The 21,071-nt window shown below is 67.0% G+C and carries 20 protein-coding genes; 10 read left to right on the top strand and 10 right to left on the bottom strand.

Features of this window, described 5'->3' with window-relative positions; all coding sequences use genetic code 11:
* Positions 1–85 precede the first annotated feature (85 nt).
* Positions 86–748 carry a phosphate signaling complex protein PhoU gene (gene phoU, locus ABD678_RS03895; RefSeq protein ID WP_344753901.1) on the top strand — a complete coding sequence of 221 codons (663 nt, stop codon included), beginning with the start codon at positions 86–88 and terminating at the stop codon, positions 746–748.
* Between the two features lie 165 nt (positions 749–913).
* Here phoU and ABD678_RS03890 read toward each other — a convergent pair whose 3' ends face one another.
* The 4 genes from ABD678_RS03890 to ABD678_RS03875 form a co-directional block, all read right to left on the bottom strand.
* Entirely contained in the window at positions 914–1,657 is a 744-nt protein-coding gene (locus ABD678_RS03890) for a phosphoglyceromutase (protein ID WP_344753899.1), read from the bottom strand.
* 9 nt (positions 1,658–1,666) lie between these two features.
* Positions 1,667–2,836, bottom strand: a complete 1,170-nt coding sequence (gene ygfZ / locus ABD678_RS03885; protein ID WP_425561943.1) for a CAF17-like 4Fe-4S cluster assembly/insertion protein YgfZ — start codon at positions 2,834–2,836, stop codon at positions 1,667–1,669.
* Positions 2,805–3,425 (bottom strand): nitrobindin family protein, encoded by a 621-nt coding sequence (locus ABD678_RS03880; protein WP_344753897.1) that lies wholly within the window; start codon positions 3,423–3,425, stop codon positions 2,805–2,807. Before ABD678_RS03880 ends, ygfZ begins: the two co-directional genes overlap by 32 nt.
* Positions 3,426–3,556: 131 nt before the next feature.
* A complete protein-coding gene (locus ABD678_RS03875; protein ID WP_344753895.1) occupies positions 3,557–3,847 on the bottom strand; it encodes a hypothetical protein in 291 nt (96 codons plus the stop codon).
* Positions 3,848–3,910: 63 nt separating this feature from the next.
* Between ABD678_RS03875 and ABD678_RS03870 the strand changes: the two genes are divergently transcribed.
* From ABD678_RS03870 to pstB, 9 genes are all read left to right on the top strand, one after another.
* Positions 3,911–4,606 carry a response regulator transcription factor gene (locus ABD678_RS03870; RefSeq protein WP_344753893.1) on the top strand — a complete coding sequence of 232 codons (696 nt, stop codon included), beginning with the start codon at positions 3,911–3,913 and terminating at the stop codon, positions 4,604–4,606.
* Positions 4,581–5,465 carry a mycothiol synthase gene (gene mshD / locus ABD678_RS03865; protein ID WP_344753891.1) on the top strand — a complete coding sequence of 295 codons (885 nt, stop codon included), beginning with the start codon at positions 4,581–4,583 and terminating at the stop codon, positions 5,463–5,465. Before ABD678_RS03870 ends, mshD begins: the two co-directional genes overlap by 26 nt.
* Before the next feature lie 69 nt (positions 5,466–5,534).
* The gene (locus ABD678_RS03860; protein WP_344753889.1) at positions 5,535–7,706 is read left to right on the top strand and encodes an RNA degradosome polyphosphate kinase; all 2,172 of its coding nucleotides are present in this window, start codon (positions 5,535–5,537) and stop codon (positions 7,704–7,706) included.
* Positions 7,703–8,671 (top strand): NUDIX hydrolase, encoded by a 969-nt coding sequence (locus tag ABD678_RS03855; RefSeq protein ID WP_344753887.1) that lies wholly within the window; start codon positions 7,703–7,705, stop codon positions 8,669–8,671. The genes ABD678_RS03860 and ABD678_RS03855 overlap by 4 nt, the downstream gene beginning before the upstream one ends.
* A gap of 106 nt (positions 8,672–8,777) precedes the next feature.
* Entirely contained in the window at positions 8,778–9,866 is a 1,089-nt protein-coding gene (locus tag ABD678_RS03850) for a phosphate ABC transporter substrate-binding protein PstS (RefSeq protein WP_344753885.1), read from the top strand.
* 146 nt (positions 9,867–10,012) lie between these two features.
* Complete coding sequence (locus ABD678_RS03845) at positions 10,013–11,104, top strand: phosphate ABC transporter substrate-binding protein PstS (RefSeq protein ID WP_425561942.1); 1,092 nt, start codon at positions 10,013–10,015, stop codon at positions 11,102–11,104.
* A 133-nt stretch (positions 11,105–11,237) separates the two neighbouring features.
* On the top strand, positions 11,238–12,191 hold the full coding sequence (gene pstC / locus ABD678_RS03840; protein ID WP_344753883.1) for a phosphate ABC transporter permease subunit PstC: 954 nt from the start codon (positions 11,238–11,240) through the stop codon (positions 12,189–12,191).
* A complete protein-coding gene (gene pstA, locus ABD678_RS03835; protein ID WP_344753881.1) occupies positions 12,191–13,273 on the top strand; it encodes a phosphate ABC transporter permease PstA in 1,083 nt (360 codons plus the stop codon). Before pstC ends, pstA begins: the two co-directional genes overlap by 1 nt.
* A 10-nt stretch (positions 13,274–13,283) precedes the next feature.
* Complete coding sequence (gene pstB, locus ABD678_RS03830) at positions 13,284–14,063, top strand: phosphate ABC transporter ATP-binding protein PstB (RefSeq protein WP_344753879.1); 780 nt, start codon at positions 13,284–13,286, stop codon at positions 14,061–14,063.
* A gap of 228 nt (positions 14,064–14,291) precedes the next feature.
* On the opposite strand, the gene ABD678_RS03825 is transcribed toward pstB, so the two are convergent.
* The 6 genes from ABD678_RS03825 to ABD678_RS03800 are packed head-to-tail and all read right to left on the bottom strand — an operon-like array spanning position 14,292 to position 21,070.
* Positions 14,292–14,924 carry a TetR/AcrR family transcriptional regulator gene (locus ABD678_RS03825; protein ID WP_344753877.1) on the bottom strand — a complete coding sequence of 211 codons (633 nt, stop codon included), beginning with the start codon at positions 14,922–14,924 and terminating at the stop codon, positions 14,292–14,294.
* 33 nt (positions 14,925–14,957) lie between these two features.
* Positions 14,958–16,955: a flavin-containing monooxygenase gene (locus ABD678_RS03820; RefSeq protein ID WP_344753875.1), complete on the bottom strand. Its 1,998-nt coding sequence runs from the start codon at positions 16,953–16,955 to the stop codon at positions 14,958–14,960.
* The gene (locus ABD678_RS03815) at positions 16,885–17,862 is read right to left on the bottom strand and encodes an alpha/beta hydrolase (RefSeq protein ID WP_344753873.1); all 978 of its coding nucleotides are present in this window, start codon (positions 17,860–17,862) and stop codon (positions 16,885–16,887) included. Before ABD678_RS03815 ends, ABD678_RS03820 begins: the two co-directional genes overlap by 71 nt.
* Positions 17,855–18,256 (bottom strand): carboxymuconolactone decarboxylase family protein, encoded by a 402-nt coding sequence (locus ABD678_RS03810; protein ID WP_344753871.1) that lies wholly within the window; start codon positions 18,254–18,256, stop codon positions 17,855–17,857. The genes ABD678_RS03815 and ABD678_RS03810 overlap by 8 nt, the downstream gene beginning before the upstream one ends.
* Positions 18,249–20,324: an acetate--CoA ligase family protein gene (locus tag ABD678_RS03805; RefSeq protein WP_344753869.1), complete on the bottom strand. Its 2,076-nt coding sequence runs from the start codon at positions 20,322–20,324 to the stop codon at positions 18,249–18,251. The genes ABD678_RS03810 and ABD678_RS03805 overlap by 8 nt, the downstream gene beginning before the upstream one ends.
* Positions 20,321–21,070 (bottom strand): alpha/beta fold hydrolase, encoded by a 750-nt coding sequence (locus ABD678_RS03800; protein ID WP_344753867.1) that lies wholly within the window; start codon positions 21,068–21,070, stop codon positions 20,321–20,323. Before ABD678_RS03800 ends, ABD678_RS03805 begins: the two co-directional genes overlap by 4 nt.
* Between the last annotated feature and the right edge of the window lies 1 nt (position 21,071).

Below are 21,071 nucleotides of genomic sequence, written 5' to 3'. Positions count from 1 at the left end.
GTTGTTCAGTCGGTGGCCACCGACTGTTAACCTCGGCCCGCCAGAATGACCGCGTCGAGTGACGCACTGTGTGGAGGGATGGGCGATGCGCGAAGTGTTCCAGCAGGAGCTGCGCGAGGTGCAGGAGCGCCTCGTCGAGATCGCCGCGCTCGTCGAGGCCTCGATCGAGAATGCGACCAGGGCGTTCAACGAATCCAACGTCTCCCTCGCCGAGACCGTCATCGCCGACGACGACAAGATCGACCAGCTGACCGTCAACCTCGACGAGCTGGCCATCAACATCCTTGCCCGCCAGCAGCCGGTCGCACGCGACCTGCGCATCGTGGTGAGCGCGCTGCGCATCTCCGCGTCGCTCGAACGGATGGGCGACATGAGCGAGCACATCGCCCAGCTCGCCCGCTACCGCTTCCCGGAGAAGGTCGTCCCCAAGTCGCTGCGGAGCACGTTCGCCGAGATGGGACGCCTCGACGTCGAGGTGGCGAAGAAGCTCACCGAGCTGCTGCGCAGCGAGGATGTCGCGATCGCCGAGCAGATCCGCAACGACGACGACAAGATCGACGAACTGCACCTGAGCGTCTTCGACAAGGTACTCGGGGAGACCTGGAAGGGCGGCGCCGAGGACACGGTGGATGCGACCCTCGCCTCCCGCTACCACGAGCGCTTCGCCGACCACGCGGTCTCGATCGCGAAGAAGGTGCAGTACCTCGCGACGGGCGACTGGCAGGTCAGCAGCACCCCCGCCTCCTGAGTTGCTCGTGGTCGCTGCTCGCCGGTCGAGTGCCGCGCAGAGCGCGGCGTATCGCGACCCGCGACCTCTCTGGCGCCGAGTGATGGTCGTTCGAACCAGTGATGGCGCCCAGGCGCACTCATTCGTCCGAACGACCATCACTCACGCACGGCGTGGTCGTGAGGACTACTTCTTGCCCTGGGCGGCGACGGCCGCGGCACCGGCTGCGGCGGCTTCCGGGTCGAGGTAGCGCGAGGGAGCGGCCGGCATGAAGTCGTCGTTCAACTCGTAGACGAGCGGGATGCCGGTCGGGATGTTGAGCCCGGCGATCTCCTCGTCGGAGATGCCGTCGAGGTGCTTGACGAGCGCCCTCAGCGAGTTCCCGTGCGCCGTCACGAGCACCGTCTTGCCCGCGCCGAGGGCGGGCACGATGTCCGAGCGCCAGTAGGGCAGCATCCGCTCGATGACGTCCTTGAGGCACTCGGTGCGCGGCATGTCCGCGCCGAGCCCGGCGTAGCGCGGGTCATGCGCCTGCGAGAACTCGTCATCGTCGTCGATGGGCGGCGGCGGCACATCGAACGACCGGCGCCAGGTCATGAACTGCTCCTCGCCGAACTCCTCCAGGGTCTGCGCCTTGTTCTTGCCCTGCAGTGCGCCGTAATGGCGCTCATTGAGCCGCCAGGTGCGCTCGACCGGGATCCAGTCGCGGTCGGCGGTCGCGAGCGCGAGCTGCGCCGTGTGGATCGCACGCTTGAGCACGCTCGTGAACTGGATGTCCGGCAGCAACCCGGATGCCGCGAGCAACTCGCCCGCCCGCCCGCCTTCCTCGCGCCCCAGGTCGGTGAGCGGGACATCCACCCACCCGGTGAAGAGGTTCTTCTCGTTCCAGTCGCTCTGGCCGTGACGCAGGAGGATGAGGGTGTGGGTCATGCCGCCAGTTTATCGGGCGCCCAGTCGCGGCATCCGCGGGACGTTCGCGGTCGCCCCGGCGTCGACGGGCACGATGACCTCCTGGGCCGCGGCGACCGTCACGCCCTCGGCTTCGACCGTGAGTGTCGCCTGCGGGTCGGTGTTCCGTTTGACGACGGCGAGCGCGATGGGGCCGAACTCGTGGTGGATCGCGGAGCTCGTGATACGACCGACGACCCGGCCGTCGAGCGCGACCTCCGCGCCGGCAGGCGGGAGCACGGCATCCGAACCGTCGAGGTGCAGCATGACGAGCCGCCGGGGCGGATGCCCGAGGTTGTGCACCTTCGCGACCGTCTCCTGGCCCCGGTAACAGCCCTTCGCGAGATGCACCGCCGACCGCAGCCAGTCGAGCTCGTGCGGGATCGACCGCTCGTCGACCTCGGTCGCGAATCGCGGACGCCACGCGGCGATGCGCAGCGCCTCGAGCGCCATGGTGCCGGCCGCGGGCAACCCGGACAGCCCGGCGAGCGCCGCGCGTTCCACGAGCGACTCCCGCCAGCTCCAGTCGCCGTACGGATGGGTGCCGTCGTCCGCGTACTGGTGGCCGCCGGCCGTCACCGACCCCCACGGGTCGACCCAGGTGAGCGGGATGCCGTTGGGGGCTGCGACGGGAAGCGCGAGACCGCCGCCGGTCGCGTCGCCCATGGCATCCGCCGCATCCGCGAACCACCCGACGACCGCGAACTCGCCCGCGCGGTCGGCCACCTCGACGCGCATCATGAACCGCATGGACTCGAGCCAGGCGAGGAGCCCCGCCGCTTCGCCCGCCTCGACGAGAAGCCAGGCCGTCGTACCGTCATCGACGACCCTCAGCACGTGTTCGATGCGGCCGGTCGGGTCGAGCAGCAGCGCCTCGGCCGATTCGCCCGGCGCGAGTTTCGCGAGGGCCTGGCTCGTGACCGAGTCGAGCCAGCCGAGCCGGTCGGCGCCGGTCACCGAGAGGATGCCGCGATGCGAGAGGTCGACGATCGCCTTGCCGGCGGCAAGGGTGCGCTGTTCCGCGATCGGGTTGCCGTAGTGGGCGGCGACCCCGGCATCCGGACCGCCGCTGCCGGCCACGGCACCGTCGCGGGTCAGGAACACCGACCCGCCTGCGACTGACACAGGCTCAGTCGACACGGGCGAGCCGCGCAGAGGCATGGGACGTGAGTGGGCGACCGAGCGCGGCGAGGTCCCACGCCCACAGGAGGTGGCTTTCGACGAGCCCGTACATCCGCGTGGATGCCGTGTGCTCTTTCGCCGTCGCGGAGCGCATGACGGCATCGGTCGACAGGTCGATGCGGGCTCCCTTGACTTGTCCGAGGTAGAGCTCGCTCACACCGCCCGGATGCAGGATCGACACCTCGAGATCGAATCCATCGTCTTTGTTACGCAGTGTTTCCACGGCATCCGCTGTCGTGAACACCCTGCCTCCGTTGCCCGCGAGAAGCCCGGGGCCATGGTCGGCATCCGTCGCGGGGCGCGCCAGACGCCAGTACCCCATCTCGGTCGCGAGCGGGGTCGGCATCGGCTGGTCAGCGTCGTCGGGGTCAGTGCCGAGCAGCCAGGTGTAGGAGTTGTAGTTGAGATGCGGCAGGCCGTCGTGGCTGAAGCTCACCCGCTGGCCGAACTCGTAGTCGCGCACCTCGTCGCCGACGGGGTAGTTGACGACGCCGGTGCCCTCCCAGACCCCAAGCAGCCAGGACAGCGGCACGAGCTCGGCGGGGAGGTCCTCCGGGAGCAGCATCATGGCTGCACGACCTAGCGCTGGCCGCGGAACAGGTTGTACAGCACCACAACGGAGACGTACGCGATCGCCAGCGTCGCGAGCCCGAGGAGGCCGACGAAGAAGAGTTCCAGCGCGAGGATCATGCTGCGATTCTATCCGTTCAGGGCGGCAAGGGCCGCGAGCACGGCCGTCGCGACGCCGATGACGAGCACCGCACCGCCGATCGAGGCCATGACGCGGTTCACGAAACCCTCCTTGGTGAGGGTGGAGAGCTGGATGCAGAACGTCAGGAGCACGGCCGCAGCGAGCGCGATGGGCAGCCAGATCAGGTACTGGTCGGTGGGGGATGCGACGCCGATCGTGATGGCGGCCGCGAGGCAGAGCACCCACACGGGCACGACGGTTCCCACCTTCAGTTCCCACTGCTGGTCGCTCGTCGTCACCCCTCCATCCTGCCCCATCCACACGTTGCGTAGAATGTGGCTCTGGCGAATCGGGAGGATCCTGTGGCGCAGCTGTTGATTCTCACCTCTGCGGAGGAGAACGACGTGCTGCCGGCACTGGGGCTTCTCAGCCACAAGGTCCGGCGCATTCCCGCCGAACCCGCCCAGCTCGTGAACGCACCCGGCTGCGACGTGCTTCTCGTGGACGCCCGTGCCGATCTCGCGAGTGCGAAGTCGCTCTGCAGGATCCTGCAGGCGACCGGCATCGTCGTCCCACTCATGCTCGTGGTCACGGAGGGCGGACTCGCCGCGGTCACCGCGGAGTGGGGCGCCGACGACCTCATCCTCGAGACGGCGGGGCCGGCCGAGGTGGATGCGCGCATCCGGCTGGTCATCGGACGACAGTCGGACGAGGCCAAGAGCAACAAGGTGAGCGCGAGCGGCGTGGTGATCGACGAGGCGAGCTACTCGGCGAAGGTGCGGGGTCGCGCGCTCGACCTCACCTACAAGGAGTTCGAGCTCCTGCGCTTCCTCGTCTCGCACCCCAGCCGAGTGTTCACCCGCGAGCAGTTGCTGAGCGAGGTCTGGGGCTACGACTACTTCGGCGGCACGCGCACGGTCGACGTGCACGTGCGGCGGCTGCGCGCCAAGCTCGGCGATCTCGAGGCCGTCATCGGTACGGTACGCAACGTCGGCTACCGCTTCAACGTCTACGAGGAGGACGAGAGCGATCGTGTCACCGAGCCCATCGGTTCCTGAAGCCCTCGGCACGCTCATCGAGCGAGCCCTCGCCGCGGATGGCCAGCCGCCGTTCTCCGACCAGTCGCTCGTCGAGCTCGCGCGTAGCGAGCGCGAGCTCGTGGAGGGCGAGCACGGGGTCGCGATCGTGGGTGGGGCCGACCGCGAGGTCGAGGCAGAACTCGTCGTCGACCCGGATGCCAGGGGCCGCGGCCTGGGGGCGGCACTCGCCGAGCAGGTGCTCGCCGCGCATCCGGACGTGGAGTTCGCATGGGCGCACGGCGACCACCCGGCGTCGCGGGTGCTCGCAGCGAGGTTCGGCTTCTTGGCGGTGCGCACGCTGTTGCAACTGAGGGCCCAGGTCACCGCGGACGTTTCCCTTCGTGACGCGCTGCGCGCGCCTCAGGGAACGGGTACGGCTGATGACCGTCCCCAGATGACCGCGTTCGACCCCGGCACCGACGATGCGGAATGGCTCGCCCTCAACGCCCGTGCCTTCGCCGACCACCCCGAACAGGGAAAGCTCACCCAGCGCGACCTCGACGACCGCAAGGCGGAGGCCTGGTTCGATGCCGACGACTTCCTCATCCTCCGTGACGGCGGCGCGGGCGGCGACGCCATGATCGGCTTCTGCTGGCTCAAGGTGGACGGTGACATCGGCGAGTTCTACGCGGTCGGCATCGACCCCGGCCGTCAGGGCGAGGGACTCGGCCGCGTGCTCATGGATGCCGGGCTCGCCCGCCTCGCCAGCCGCGGCACCCGCACGGCCGCCCTCTACGTCGAGGCCGACAACACCCCAGCCCTCGCGCTCTACCGCCGCTACGGCTTCGAGCAGCACACGATCGACGTGCGATACCGGCGTGGCGCCCTCGCGGATTGAGCCTGTCGAAATCCAGCGGTCTCGACAAGCTCGACCGGAGAAGGGGAGACAAAGTGCAATGATCTAGGGATGGATGCGCAAAGCTTCCTCGACGACACGGGGCTCGCGACCGACAGTCTCGACGACGATTACGACTCGACCTGGGTCGACGACGGCACCCTGCCGGAGGACCGCTTCCTCGACCGGGAGCTCAGTTGGCTCGCCTTCAACCAGCGCGTGCTCGAGCTCGCTGAGGACGAGAACCTCCCCCTCCTCGAACGCGCCAACTTCCTCGCGATCTTCTCGAACAACCTCGACGAGTTCTTCATGGTGCGCGTCGCCGGGCTCAAGCGCCGCATCATGACGGGGCTCGCCGTACCGACGAACGTCGGCCGCGCGCCGCTCGACGTGCTCAGCGCCATCAGCGAGCGCGCCCACGAGCTGCAGGCCCGCCACGCCGCGGTGTTCCGTGACCTCGTCAAGCCGGCCCTCGACGACGCAGGCATCCACATCGAGACCTGGGCGGACCTCGACGACGAAGACCGGGAGCGCATCGACGAGATCTTCTCCACCCGGATCTTCCCGGTGCTCATGCCGCTCGCGGTCGACCCCGCCCACCCCTTCCCCTACATCTCCGGGCTCTCCCTCAACCTGTCGGTCCGGGTGCGCAGCCCGAAGACCGGCAAAGAGGAGTTCGCCCGGCTCAAGGTGCCGACCGTGCTGCCCCGCTTCGTGCAGCTCCCGGATGACGAACGCGGCCTCCTGCGCTTCATCCCCCTCGAAGACCTCGTCTCCAATCACCTCGAGGAGCTCTTCCCCGGCATGGAGATCCTCGAGCACCATGAGTTCCGCGTGACGCGCAACGAGGATGTCGAGGTCGAGGAGGACGAGTCCGAGAACCTCATCCAGTCGCTCGAGCGCGAACTGCTGCGTCGCCGGTTCGGCCCGCCCATCCGCCTGGAGATCACCGACGACATGGACGAGCGCACGCTCGAACTGCTCGTGCGCGAACTCGGCATCACCGAGCAGGAGGTGTACCGGCTTCCCGCCCCGCTCGACCTCGGCGGACTCTTCGAGGTGTTCCGCATCGACCGCCCGGAACTCAAGTACCGCAAGCATGTTCCGACGACGAGCGCGGCGCTGCTCCCGGTCGAACCGAACGCAGAGCCGGATGTCTTCGCCTCCATCTCGCGGGGCGACGTCCTGCTCCATCATCCCTACGAGTCGTTCGCGACGAGCGTGCAGGCCTTCCTCGAGCAGGCCGCGCGCGACCCGAACGTTCTCGCCATCAAGCAGACCCTCTACCGCACGAGCGGCGACAGTCCCATCGTGGAGGCACTCATCGACGCGGCGGAGGCGGGCAAGGCCGTGCTCGCGCTCGTGGAGATCAAGGCGCGTTTCGACGAGTCGGCCAACATCAACTGGGCCCGCCAGCTCGAGAAGGCTGGTGTGCACGTCGTCTACGGGATGGTGGGGCTCAAGACCCACTGCAAGCTCGCGCTCGTCGTGCGCGAGGAGGGCGGGGTGCTTCGCCACTACAGCCACATCGGCACCGGCAATTACAACCCCAAGACGAGCCGCATCTACGAGGACCTCGGCCTGCTGACAGCGGATGACCAGGTCGGCAAAGACCTCACCCGCCTGTTCAACGAGCTCTCCGGCTACGCGATCGAGAAGAAGTTCAAGCGGCTTCTGGTCGCCCCGCTGCACCTGCGCAAGGGGCTGCTCAAGCGCATCCGCGTGGAGACGCAGAACGCGCTCACGGGTGCCCCGTCCGGCATCCGGATCAAGGTCAACTCGATCGTCGACGAAGCCATCATCGACGCGCTCTACCTCGCCAGCCAGGCGGGTGTTCCGATCGATCTCTGGGTGCGCGGCATCTGCAGCGTGCGTCCGGGGGTGGAGGGACTGAGCGAGAACATCAGGGTGCGGTCGATCCTCGGCCGCTACCTCGAGCACTCCCGCATCTTCTCCTTCGCGAACGGCGATGACCCCCAGGTCTTCATCGGGAGTGCGGACATCATGCACCGCAACCTCGACCGGCGGGTCGAGACGCTCGTGCGCCTCGCCGACCCCGGCCAGCTCCAGGAGGTCACAGCGCTGTTCGACCTCGCGATGTCGGAGGAGACGGCATCCTGGTGGCTCGAGGAGTCCGGCGAATGGACGCGCCACGCGGCGACCGTCGCCGGCGACGAGCTCCAGGACCTGCAGGATGTTGTCATGCGGCAGATCTCGGCGCGCAAGCGGGGCGGAACCTGGTGAGCACCGTCACGAGTCCTGCCATCACGAGTCCGGCCGTCGTCGTCGCCGCCGGCGCCGTGTGCTGGCGCGTCGTCAAAGGCAAGATGAGGGTGCTGCTCGTGCACCGCGCCGCGCGGGCGGACGTGTCGCTGCCGAAGGGGAAGCTCGATCCGGGCGAGACGCCACCGCAGACCGCCGTCCGTGAGATCGAGGAGGAGACCGGCATCCGGATTGCCCTCGGCGTCCCGCTCGGCACCATCGAGTACACGCTCGGCGGCGGGCGCGAGAAGGTCGTCTACTACTGGGCGGGCGAGGTGACCGATGAGGCGCTCGCCGCCACGACGTTCGAATCCAACCACGAGATCGAGGCCCTCGAATGGCTCACGATCGACAAGGCGCGCGCCGCCCTCAGCTACGACCGGGACCGCGACGTGCTCGACCGCTTCGCCGAATTCGTGGAGGCGGGGCAGGTGAAGACGTTCGCGGTCATCGCACTGCGCCACGGCAAGGCGGTTCCACCGGGGAGTTGGGACGGGCCGGACGCCACCCGCCCGCTCCTGCACCGCGGCAATGACCAGGCCGCAAGCGTCGCACCGGCGATCGCCGCCTACCGCCCTGAACGGCTCGTGAGCAGCCCGGCGGCGCGATGCCTCGCCACGATCGAGCCGCTCGCCGAACTCACCGGGCTACCGGTCAAGCAGGTCGCCGACATCAGCCAGGACGCCTACGAGAACGACGACGCGAAGGTGCGCTCACTGCTGCGCCGACGCCTCGCCAGGGGCCGTACAGTCGTGTTCTGCAGCCATGGCCCCGTACTGCCGGAGATCGTCGCCGCCGTCGCGAAAGAGACCAACACCGAACTCGACCCGGAGCTGCGCCGCGCGGCCATGCTCTCGACCGCCGAGTTCACCGTGCTGCACGTGTCGGCCGCGCATCCGGATGGCGGACTCGTCGCCGTGGAGACCCACGCGCCGCTGCCCGACTGATTGCGCACCGACGGAGCGTGCACCGACTGGGCGTACACCGATTGAGCGGCGGCGTCGTCCACGGGGCCGCGCCTCCACGACCCCGAACCGCGGATACGCTGGTGAGGTGAAGCGCCCCCACTCCACCGCCGTCGCCGCGGCCGCGATCGTCGCCGCCGCGACGACCATACTGTCCGGGTGCGCCCTCAACGAGCTGGCGGTCACGAGCGACTCGACACTCAGCGGCACCATCTTCGGTGACGGCGCCTCCTCGCAGCGCGCGGCGCAGGATGCCTGGATCGCCGCATTCCAGATCGAGCATCCGAGGGCCACGGTCGAGTACGACCCGGTCGGCTCCGGTTCCGGGCGCGACGCGTTCCAGGCCGGGGCCATCGACTTCACCGGCTCGGATCGTCCGTTCACCCTTGACGAGCTCGCCGACGGGCCGTTCGACTCGTGCCGCGCCGGCAGCCCGATCATCGAGTTGCCCGCCTACATCTCGCCCATCGCGATCATCTTCCATCTCGACGGGATCGACCGCCTGAACTTCGACTCCACGACGATCGCCCGCATCTTCGCCGGGGAGATCGAACGCTGGAACGATCCGGAGATCGCCGACCAGAACCCCGGAGTCGACCTGCCGTCGACGATCATCTCCGCCGTGCACCGCTCCGACGACTCCGGCGTCACCGAGAACTTCACCGAATACCTCCACGAGGCCGCGCCGCACGCGTGGTCGTGGGATCCGGCCGGGGTGTGGCCGATCGAGGGTGGCGAGGCCGCGCAAGGCACAGCCGGGGTGGCGACCGCGGTCGCCAACGGGCACGGGACCATCGGGTACGTCGACGGTTCGCAGGCGCAGGGGCACGCGACCGTCGCCGTGAAAGTCGAGGACGGCTACGTCCCGTACTCCTCAGATGCCGCTGCCGCCGCCGTCGAGGCGTCACCGCTCGAGCCCGGGCGCGCATCCGGTGACCTCGTGATCGACCTCGACCGCAGGGGCGCGGGCCCCGGCGCGTACCCGGTCGTGCTCGTCAGCTATCTCATCGCCTGCGAGCAGTACCTCGACCCGGCGCAGGGCGAACTCGTGCACGACTACCTCGACTGGGTCGTGAGCGACACGGCGCAGCAGACCGCCGAGAAGGCCGCCGGGTCCGCGCCGCTCACGACCGGGCTCGCCGCGCAGGCGAAGGCCGCGGTCTCCCGCATCCGCTGAACCACGGGGCCCCTCGGGTTCACGAGTCGTTAACCCCGCGTTCACCGAGCGGCGGCCATCCGGTCAACCGCGCTTCCTAGGGTCGTCCGTGGGGCCAGCACCGGCCCCACTCAGAATCCTGAAAGGGAACAAACACAGTGAACTCCATGCGTCTGAGCTCGACGCGACTGGCCAGTATCGCCGCCGTCGCCGTCGCGAGCACCATCCTCCTCTCCTCCTGCGCGGCCAACGAGCCGACACCGGGCGGGGAGAGCCCGAGCGGGCTGAGCGGCACCATCCACGGCGGTGGCGCCTCATCGCAGGACGCCGCACAGCAGGCCTGGGTCGCCGCGTTCCAGAACGCCAACTCGGGCGTCACGGTCGAGTACGAGCCCACGGGCTCGGGAGCGGGACGCGACAACTTCGTGGCCGGCGCCAACAGCTTCACCGGCTCCGACCGCGCGTTCAAGGACGAGGAACTCGCCAAGGACAACTTCGCCGGATGCGTTCCCAGCACCCCGATCGTCGAGATCCCCAACTACATCTCCCCGATCGCGATCATCTTCAACCTCGATGGCGTGACGTCGCTGAACCTCGACGCTGACACCATCGCGGGCATCTTCAAGGGCGACATCACGAAGTGGAACGACCCGAAGATCGCGTCGCAGAACGCGGATGCCGACCTGCCGGACCTCGCGATCACGGCCGTGCACCGTTCCGACGAGTCGGGTACGACCGAGAACTTCACCGACTACCTGAGCGCCAACTCCCCGGTGTGGGATGCCGAGGCGAGCGGTGACTGGCCGTACGAGGGCGGAGAGGCCGCTGCGCAGACCTCCGGCGTTGTGGACGCCGTCACCAACGGCACCGGAACCATCGGTTACGCCGACGCCTCGCGCGCCGGTGGCCTCGGCACCGTCGCTGTGAAGGTCGGCGGCGACTACGTCGAGTACTCTGCGGCTGCCGCCGCGGCGATCGTCGACGAGTCCCCTGCCGCCCCCGGCCGCGACGCTGTGGACCTCGCCATCGAACTCGACCGCACCTCGGACGCCGCCGGCGTCTACCCGATCGTCCTGGTCAGTTACCTGATCGCCTGCTCGGACTACGCGGATGACGCGGTCGTCGACCTCGTCAAGGCCTACCTCGGCTACATCATCAGCGACGAAGGCCAGGCCGTCGGGGTCGAGGCCGCCGGCATCGCGCCCATCTCGGCCACGCTGTTCGAGAAGGCCAAGACCGCGATCGACAGCATCAAGTAAACCGCTCCGGGTCTGCCCGGTGCCCCCCTCACATTGTGTGAGGACTGGGCACCGGGCAGACTGAGGTTGTGACCGAGTTCGCGACCTCGCCCGACCACGACACCCGCACAACCGACCAGGGGAACTCGAGCAGATGACGACGCCGGAGACCGCGGCTCCCGCACGCGCGAAGCCCAGGCTGAGGCCCGGCGACCGCGTCTTCTCCGGCTCGGCGCTCACCGCGGGAACCCTCATTCTCGCGATCCTCGCCGGCGTCGCCGCCTTCCTCCTCCTCGAGAGCATCCCCGCCCTCACCACCGACCCCGCGGACATCAACATCCTCGACGGTGAACCGTTCTGGTCCTATGTCGCTCCGCTCGTCTTCGGCACACTCTGGTCTGCGGCGCTCGCCCTCCTCATGGCCGTACCGGTCGCGATTGGCATCGCCCTCTTCATCTCCCACTACGCGCCGCGCAGGCTCGCCCAGGGGCTCGGCTACATCATCGACCTGCTCGCCGCGGTGCCTTCGGTCGTCTTCGGGCTGTGGGGCGGCAACGTGCTCGCCACCGCCGTGCAACCGGCCTACTCCTGGATGACCGAATACCTGGGCTGGATCCCGCTGTTCGCGGGGCCGGCATCCGGAACCGGCCGCACCATCCTCACCGCCTCCATCGTGCTCGCCGTCATGATCCTGCCCATCATCACGGCGCTCTGCCGCGAGGTGTTCCTCCAGACCCCGGTGCTCCACGAGGAGGCCGCCCTCGCGCTCGGCGCCACCCGGTGGGAGATGATCCGTACCGCGGTGTTGCCGTTCGGCCGCGCGGGGATCGTCTCCGCATCCATGCTCGGCCTCGGCCGCGCCCTCGGGGAGACCATGGCCGTCGCGATGGTGCTCTCGGCATCCGGGGGCATCTCGTTCGCCCTGCTGACCTCCTCCAACCCCGGGACGATCGCCGCGAACATCGCCCTGCGCTTCGCCGAGGCCTTCGGGACCAACATCAACCTGCTCATCGCGACCGGCCTCATCCTGTTCGCGATCACCCTCATCGTCAACATGATCGCCCGGTGGATCATCGGCCGCCGCAAAGAATTCTCGGGAGCGAACTAGTGGCGACCTCGACCTCCTCGACGCCCGCCGTCAACGTCTACGCGGCAGGGCTGCTCAGCAAGCGCACGCCCTGGCTCGTGCTCGCCGGATCGATGGTCGTGGCGTTCATCCTGTTCTGGCTGTTGCAGGCCGGGACGCCGGGGGCGACGGTCAACGTCGCCGGTGCCGTCATCCTCGGCGCGGTCTTCTATGCCCTCGCGATCTACACGTTCTCGTTCCTCGTCGAAGGCTCGCGCAAGGCGAAGGACAGGCTCGTCACGGCGCTCGTCTGCGGCGCGTTCCTGCTCGCACTCGCCCCGCTCATCTCGCTGCTCTCCACGGTCGTCGTCAACGGGCTCGCCCGGTTCGACCTCGAGTTCTTCACCTACTCGATGCGCAGCATCGTCGGGGAGGGCGGCGGCTTCGTGCACGCTATGGTCGGCACCCTGCTCATGACACTCACCGCGACCGTGATCTCGGTGCCGATCGGCCTCATGACCTCGGTCTACCTCGTCGAATACGGCCGTGGGCCACTCGCCCGCGCGATCACCTTCTTCGTGGATGTCATGACCGGCATCCCGTCGATCGTCGCCGGGCTCTTCGCCTACTCGATCTTCGCGCTCCTCTTCGGCCCGGGGACCAAGCTCGGCATCGCCGGGGCCATCTCCCTCACCGTGCTCATGATCCCCGTCGTCGTGCGCTCGAGCGAGGACATGCTGAAGCTCGTCCCCAACGAGCTGCGCGAGGCATCCTATGCGCTCGGGGTGCCGAAATGGCTGACCATCCTCAAGGTCGTCCTGCCGACATCCGTCGCCGGGATCATGACCGGCGTGATCCTCGCGATCGCCCGCATCATCGGCGAGACGGCGCCGCTGCTCGTCGCCGCCGGCTTCACCAACAACCTCAACTACAACATGCTCGAGGGGCGGATGCAGTCGCTGCCGGTTGCCGTGTACTACCAGTACGTGAGCCCCGGCGCCGACGTGCAGGCCTACCTCGACCGGGCCTGGGCCGGCGCGCTCACCCTCATCCTCATCGTCATGCTCCTCAACCTGATCGCCCGCGTCATCGCCCGCTACTTCGCCCCCAAGTCGGGTCGATAGAAGGAAACCAGTGTCCAAAAGAATCGAAGTTCGTGACCTCGACGTCTACTACGGCAAGTTCAAGGCCGTGGAAGGCATCAACCTCAACATCGAGCCGCGCAGCGTGACCGCCTTCATCGGGCCATCCGGATGCGGCAAGTCGACGTTCATCCGCACCCTCAACCGGATGCACGAGGTCATCCCCGGGGCGTACGTCGACGGCGAAGTGCTCATCGACGGCAGCAACCTGTACGAGGCGGGCGTCGACCCGGTGCTCGTGCGCCGGCAGGTGGGCATGGTGTTCCAGCGCCCCAACCCCTTCCCGACGATGTCCATCCGGGAGAACGTGCTCGCCGGGGTCAAGCTCAACAACAAGCGCCTGAGCAAGTCGGATGCCGACGACCTCGTCGAGCGCTCGCTCAAGGGCGCGAACCTGTGGAACGAGGTCAAGGACCGCCTCGAGAAGCCGGGCTCGGGGATCTCGGGCGGCCAGCAGCAGCGCCTGTGCATCGCCCGGGCGATCGCCGTGCAGCCGGACGTGCTGCTCATGGACGAGCCGTGCTCCGCCCTCGACCCGATCTCGACCCTCGCGATCGAGGACCTCATCGAGGAGCTCAAGACCGAGTACACGATCGTCATCGTCACCCACAACATGCAGCAGGCCTCACGGGTTTCCGACCGCACCGCGTTCTTCAACATCGCCGGGACCGGCCAGCCCGGCAAGCTCATCGAGTACGACGACACGAGCACGATCTTCTCGAACCCGTCGGTGCAGGCCACTGAGGACTACGTCTCCGGCAAGTTCGGGTAGCGCAAGCGAATCGCCCACCGCCGTTCTCCGACTGCTTGTTGAAGTCTTCGAGAGCGGAAGTCGTTGCGCCACTTCACAACGTACGAGATCGCCTAATTCTCTTCATGATGACCCGAATCGCAAAGTCGCTCACTCTGGGCCCACACTCGATCCATGCAGATGCTCCCGACAGGTACCGGGCGTCGCCCGTTCAACAATTTCAGACGTCCGCACCAGAGCAGAAACAGGCTATTCTCTCACGCCGACGCTTCGCCGTATAAGGCGCACGTACATCTCAGCAACCTTCTCAGGCGTCAGCAATCCGCCGCGTCGGTACCACTGCGAGACACCGGTGCACATGGTGATTATCGCGCGGGTAGTCGTGCGGAGATCGTCCACCGTGTAGAGACCCTTCGCCACTCCCTCGTGGATGATGGCCTCGAGCAAGTCCTGCTGCCTATCCCGCGAGGCCAGATGGGCTGCGCGGGCGTCAGGCTCGAGTGCGCGAATCTCACTCGCCGCTATGAACGCCAGCGCCTGCCGGTGGGCGTGGAAGAGCACGAGACATGTGACGTGCAGGTCGAGTTTCTCCTCCGGACTGTTGGCGGCTGTCAACGCGAGGAGGCTTCGTGAATAGAGTTCGTCCATCGCGTGACTCATCAACTCGACGAGAATGGCGTGCTTCGATTCATAGTGGTGATAGACCCCCGGCACCGACAGCCCAGCGGCCGCGGCCAGCTCCCGTGTGGTGGTTCCGTGATACCCCTTCTGCATGAAGCAATCGAGAGCACCAGCGAGAATGGGCGACAGGTTTTCCGGTGCGTAGTGCGCCCAATCCTCGATGTCAGAATGGGGACCTACGCGATCAAGGCCAGTTGACATGCGTTCACTTCCATTGCACCCTCGAGGACGCGGTTACCGAAACAAGTATGCATTGGTAACCTCATTGTGAGTCATTTTCCAGTAGTCCAGCGTGGGAAGCGGCGAGTTCTGAGATATCCTTCCGGATGCAGACTTGTACCAGCTTGTCACGGAGGATGCCCCCCAGGCCATCAAGCTGTTTTCGGCATCGATCATGTCGTTGTACTCGTTGAACGTGTCATTACGCACCTCCACAACCGTCGCGTTGTGCTCGAGCAACTCGCGCAGGCACATCAGTATGTGGTCGATCGCGCACTCGGAGAACAGCACGATGCTGCCGTTGACAGCGAGGTTGGTGTTCGGCCCATAGATGGAGAAGAAGTTCGGAAATCCGGGATAAGAGGTTCCGAGATATGCTCTCGGCTCCCCCTCCCAGAAGTCCTGCAGCGTGACCCCGCCTGCCCCGACGATCTCCATCGGCTGGAAGAAATTCGAGGCGTCGAAGCCGGTGGCCCAGACGATGGCGTCCACCGCGTGCGTCGACCCGTCATTCGAGACGATCCCGTCCACGGTGAGACGCTCGATCCCGCTCGTGACCAGCGTGGTGTTCCGGTGCTTGAGCATTCGCGCCCACTCGCCGTTGTCTCGAAGCACGCGCTTGGAGAATGGCGGATAGGTGGGCACGACGTACTCGGCGAGGTCCGGACGATCATCGTAGCGCTCCAGCATCCGGTCGCTCAGCGTCTGGCGAAGCCGAAGATTCAGTTCGGAAACGGACAGGCCGTCGTCCGCCCACTCCTCGTCCACACGCGCAAATCGCCGCATGCCCTCGACGTTGCTCCAGAGCTGATGGAACCGGAACCAGCGGTGGTAGGGGCCGACGCGATCAAGGAGCCACTGCATCGGTTCCGTGACCGGATCATGATAGGCGGGCGTCGGGACCATCCACGGGGCGTTGCGCTGGAAGACCGTCAACTGCGCGACGTCGTCGACAAGGGCCGGCCCGACCTGGAACGCGCTGGCACCCGCGCCGACAAGCGCAACGCTCTTGCCGGCCAGTTCGAGCGAGTGATCCCACGCACCGGTATGCACCTGGGCGCCCTGGAACGAGTCACGCCCGGGAACCTCCGGAATGCTTGGGTGATTGAGCTGCCCTACGGCCGAGATGACGATGTCGAACTCGTCGGTCTGTACACCCCGCTGCGCCGAACTCGAGGTGACGAGCCACAGCCTCCGGGATTCGTCGTACTGAAGTCTCGTCACCTCCGCGCCGAACCGAGTGCGGGCGCGAAGGCCGATCGAGTCCGCCACGTCGCGGAAATAGCCCAGCACCTCGTCGCGCTTCGAGAACTGATGGGGCCAGTCGTTCTTCTGCGCGAACGAATAGCTGTAACCGAAGTTGATGGTGTCCAGGCGGCAACCGGGGTAGGTGTTCTCGCGCCAGACTCCACCGACATCATCGCCCCGCTCGAACACCTCGTGTTCGATCCCCGCCTGCGCCAACCTATGGGAGCACGCGATACCGGACATGCCGGCACCGATCACTAGGACTCGCAACGGCTTCTTCGGACGGAAATCCTCCTGCGTCCACGATGGCGCGCTCCGGTCGTAGGGGATGCCCAGCTCATGGAGCAGCAGCGGCAGGTACGCATCGTCGATCGGGCCGGTGATGAAGTGAAGAAGCTGACGGAGGGTCTCGTCACTGGGGCCGCCCTTGCTTCGCCCGCCATTGCGAGCGAAGTCCGCCATGGCTGCTGCGGCACGGTCGATGGCCTCTGCGCGCTGGTCGTCGGTCATCCCGCCATGGGGTCGGGGCAACACCTCAGCAGGGTCGGGCAAGCCTCGCAACGACTGGTCGACCAGGGAGAGGTCGCCGGTCAAGTGTGCGATGGCGGTCAGGGCCGGGGGCAACTCCACCGCGTTGAGCGCCGCTCGAAGGCGGGCGGCATCCGCGTCGGCGTCGATCCCTCTTCCGGAGTACTCAATGGGCACGGTTGCCTCCATGAAGGGCGTTGGTGAGCGCAGCCACGACGTCGGCGACGATGCGCGCACTGGATGGGGCGGCATCCACGGTTCTGCTCCCGTGGAAGGTGCCTCGATAGACCGAGAGGCCGGTCGGAACCCCGGCAGCGAACAACCGGGCCGCAAAGGCGATCGCATCGTCACGCAATGGGTCGTACTCGTGGGCATAGACGAAGGTCTCCGGCAGACCCGTTGCGTCGTCGATCAGAGCCGGCGCGGCCTCTGGTCCAAGCTTCGAATAGTCGCGATCCCCGAAGTAGTGTTGCCAGCTCCGCCTGGCGAGGGCGGTGTTCCACAGGGGCGTGTCGACGAACTGCCTCATAGAGTCGGAATCTCCGCGCGGATCCAGTTGTGGAGCGCAGAGCACGAGAGCCCGAGGCGGGCGTGCCTGAGCGCCTCGCAGCCGGATAGCCACCGATGCGGCAATTCCGCCGCCAGCGCTGTCGCCCACCAACGCGACATTGTCACCGGCGATACCGAGTTCCTCGGCGTTGTCCTGCAACCACCCGTACGCCGTCTCCCCATCATCGACCGCAGCGGGGAACGGGTGCTCCGGCGCGAGCCGGTAGTCCACCGAGACAACGACGGCTCCAACGAGCGTGCTGAGTCGGCGACACCAGCTGTCGCCGGAATCCACGTTCCCCAGCACGAATCCACCCGCGTGGAAGTACAGGATCGCCGCGCCATCCTGAACGCCTTCAGGACGGTAGACCCGCACCCCCACGCTCCTGCCGCGCCACTGCGCGGTGCGATCGAAAACGGATTCGACCTGATCCGCCGTCGCGGCACGTTTCATCGCCTGCTCGATCACGATGGCCCGAGACGACTCGAGGTCATCCAGATCGAGTACGAAGAGGTATGGAATCACCTGCGCCAACGCGTCCTCGAACGCGTACGGGGATTCTGCGCTCTTCGTGGGCGAGTTCGGCTTATCCATGAGTCGGCTCCCCTGCAGCGTTCTGCCCGTAGCCATCCTGGGTCGCCTCGGCCCACAAGTCCTGGCCGACAAGACCCCAGCTCGCGACACCCCGCACGATGAAGGTGATGATGAGCGCATCGCGCAGCTCGGCGTCGGTCAGCCCCGCGCGGCGAGCGGCACGGAGATGGTTGAGCGCGCCGTCCCGATTGGAGACCGTCACGTCGAGGATGGTGAAGAGCAACTCCTTGTGTCGCAGCGACAGCCCGCCCTCTGAGTCCGAATAGGCCAGCTTTCTGATCGCCGTGTACGAGTCGAAGAACTCCGTCGACAGTTCCGACATCCTCTGGATCGCCTCCGGCACTGCGCCAAGAGTCTCGATGTAGTGCGCCATGTGACCAGTGGGGTCAGTCATGGTCTTCTCCTTTCCTGGTGCGATGCATGACGGCATCGACGACAGTCGCGCCGTCATGAAAAGCGATGACGGGGTTCAGCTCGATGAAGGCAAGCCGGTTCTGTGCGACCGCCCGGACGCAGTTCGTCACGATCGCGGCGACCGCATCGACGTCGCAGGGATCCGAGCCCCGGAATCCGCCCAGCCACGGGCCGAGCTCGCCTTCCCGCAGGCGGCGTCCGACTTCCTCGGCGCTGTCCATCGTTGTGACGATTTCTTCGCCGTGCAGTAGTTCGGCCAGCACACCGCCCGGCCGCACCACGCCAACCGGTCCGATCTCGGAGTGCGGGTATGCGGCCACAAGAAGCTCGTAGCCGCCCGTTCTCACGGATGCCTGCGCAACCAGTCCTTCATCGAAACGGGATGCGAGCGATGCCAGTTCGGCGAAGCTCGACTCGATCTGCTCTGGACTCAGGACTCTCCGAACCGCACCGAGTTCGGTCCGGTGAGACAGTGTGCGCCCAGAAGTCTTGAGGAAGACCGGCCAGCCCAACCGCTCACCCGCACGAGCAAGATCCTTGGCCGTCGTGATCTCCTCGAAGGGCGCCCATGGCAGCTCCGGCATGACCGCGGCGCCCTCGACGAGGTCGAGCTGGGCGGAATCGCGGCTGTGGTGGTCCGCCGCGCGGTGGGAATCCAGGAGCGCGTCTTCGCGATCAGCGAGCCGCATTGAGCGGCTGATCGCGAGGATCAATCGATCAACGGTCACTCCGGTTGCGATGCCGTTCTCGTGGAAAGCCCGGCGCACATCCGAGTTCTCGCCATCGGGCTCGGAGAGGAACGTGATTCCCAGTGGAGCGGCACCGGTGACGGCTGTCATCACTACAGGCAGCCGATCAAGCTCGTGGGCAAGACTGGACACCACCCCCACGACTCGATCGACTCCTGGTTCTCGCCTCACGGACGCGACCACGTCGCAGAAATCGTCCGTGCGACCGAGGAACGGCACATCGAGCGGATTCGCCACGTGCACGCCCTCCGCCGTCGCGGGCAGACTCCATCCGTCGGCCGACGCAAGGCGCAAGCCGGTACGCTCCTCGATCCGGTCGGCGGCCAGCACGCCGGAGGCGCCTGACACCGAGACGACAGCGATCTCGCCGCCGGCCACGATGTCATGCTCGACATGACGCACGACGAGCACGTCGATGAGCTCAGAAACCGAACCGACCGGTGTCAGACCGAGGGACTCGAGCACCCGCGTGGTTATCGAGGAGTCGTCGACCAGACGACCGGTATGCCCGGCCGCCGCACTCTTGCCGCTCGCGGAGGTCGCCGCCTTCACGAAGTACACCCGCTTCCCGGAGGACCGGATCGCGTCGCCGACTTTGCCGAGCCAGGCCTGGTCCGTCACGCCCTCCAGGAACACCCCGACCGTATGGGTGTCTTCACGCTCGAGGACGCCGGCGATGATCTCGAGAGCGCCGGCGTCGTACTCGTTCCCCGTGCTGAACCACGTCGAGATTCCGATTCCCAGCCGGTCGAGCGACTGGAGGATCCCATTGCCGACCGCTCCGCTCTGCGTGACGATCGCGATCCCGCCGGCTCGAACGGTGGTGCTCGCAATGACCGAGGAGAAGTTGAGCTGCGCCCCGGTGGCGATCGTGGAAGTACCGACGCAGTTCGGTCCGATCAGGCGTACCGCAGCTGCGGAGTCCAGCGCCGCCGCTATCGCCGCTCGCGCAGCGCCGGACTCGAGTCCACTCGCTATGGCGACCGCTGCCTTCACGCCACGTTCGCCCAGTGCGACCAGGGTCGATGGCACGTGCTCGGCCCGAACCGCGATCATCCCGACCGCGCCGGGGAGCACCGGCACCGCCGCGAGATCACGCACCTGGAGCACGCCGTCAACGGTGCCTTCGACCTCTGCATTGGGATTGACGACCACGATGTCGCCGCGGAAACCATACTTGAGCATTGCCTGCACGGGTCGCGCGGAGGGGTGACCGGGCTTGCGGGACCCACCCATCACGATGACCTGGGTCGGTTCGCAGAGCAGATCGACGAGCGCAGCCCCGGTCGGGCGGCTCACGACTGCCCGCCGTTGGCCTGGGACCCCGTACCGAACGTCGACGCCATCAGTCGCAGCAGCGTCTCGTTGAAGACCTCCGGCTGCTCGGTGTGAGGGATATGACCGACGCCCTCGAAGCAGTGAAACGCCTTGCGTGAGGTGATCTTCTCGTGCGACTCCGCGGCGAGTTCCGGCGTGCACGACCAGTCGTCCTCGCCTACGACCGTCACCACCGGGCAGACGATCGATGAAAGCTCATCCAGGAAGTCGCAGCTCGTGTATGCGACGAGATCTGCGACAGAAACCTCTGGGATGGCTCTGCGGGCATCGCGTGCCATCTCGCGCTTTCGCGCGATGGGCGTGGCTCGCCCGAGGACGGAGAGGAACGTCGTCTCGATCCAGGCCATCGGATTGATCGCCACATAGTCGAGCAGGCCCGGGCGATAGTGCGTTGCGTTCTTCGTACGTGCGGCGCCGTCGACAGCCACAACACCCGTCAGTTGCGACCCGTAGCGCACGGCAAGACGCAATGCCACCGCTGCCGACAACGAGTGACCCATGATGATCGGGCGCTCAAGCCCGAGCGCCTCGATCATCCCCCACGCGTAGTCCGCGAACTCATCGACACTCTCGACCGGCCCGGATGGTGGCACCGCGGACTTGCCGTGCCCAGGGTTGTCCAGTGCGATCACGTCGTAGTAGCGACCGAACTCGTCCCAGTTGAAGCGCCAGGATGTCGAGTCCTGCGACGCGCCGTGCAACAGCACA

This window comes from Leifsonella bigeumensis (genome assembly GCF_039537265.1).
Lineage (GTDB): Bacteria > Actinomycetota > Actinomycetes > Actinomycetales > Microbacteriaceae > Terrimesophilobacter > Terrimesophilobacter bigeumensis.
The sequence above is the reverse complement of the archived record's forward strand: the minus strand, read 5'-3'. Positions and strand labels throughout refer to the sequence as shown.

Excerpts from the sequence above, each read along its gene's own strand:
- phoU (WP_344753901.1), top strand. The coding sequence starts at position 86 with ATGCGCGAAGTGTTCCAGCAGGAGCTGCGCGAGGTGCAGGAGCGCCTC.
- ABD678_RS03890 (WP_344753899.1), bottom strand. The coding sequence starts at position 1,657 with ATGACCCACACCCTCATCCTCCTGCGTCACGGCCAGAGCGACTGGAAC.
- ygfZ (WP_425561943.1), bottom strand. The coding sequence starts at position 2,836 with ATGCCTCTGCGCGGCTCGCCCGTGTCGACTGAGCCTGTGTCAGTCGCA.
- ABD678_RS03880 (WP_344753897.1), bottom strand. The coding sequence starts at position 3,425 with ATGATGCTGCTCCCGGAGGACCTCCCCGCCGAGCTCGTGCCGCTGTCC.
- ABD678_RS03860 (WP_344753889.1), top strand. The coding sequence starts at position 5,535 with ATGGATGCGCAAAGCTTCCTCGACGACACGGGGCTCGCGACCGACAGT.
- ABD678_RS03845 (WP_425561942.1), top strand. The coding sequence starts at position 10,013 with ATGCGTCTGAGCTCGACGCGACTGGCCAGTATCGCCGCCGTCGCCGTC.
- pstC (WP_344753883.1), top strand. The coding sequence starts at position 11,238 with ATGACGACGCCGGAGACCGCGGCTCCCGCACGCGCGAAGCCCAGGCTG.
- ABD678_RS03825 (WP_344753877.1), bottom strand. The coding sequence starts at position 14,924 with ATGTCAACTGGCCTTGATCGCGTAGGTCCCCATTCTGACATCGAGGAT.
- ABD678_RS03815 (WP_344753873.1), bottom strand. The coding sequence starts at position 17,862 with ATGGATAAGCCGAACTCGCCCACGAAGAGCGCAGAATCCCCGTACGCG.
- ABD678_RS03810 (WP_344753871.1), bottom strand. The coding sequence starts at position 18,256 with ATGACTGACCCCACTGGTCACATGGCGCACTACATCGAGACTCTTGGC.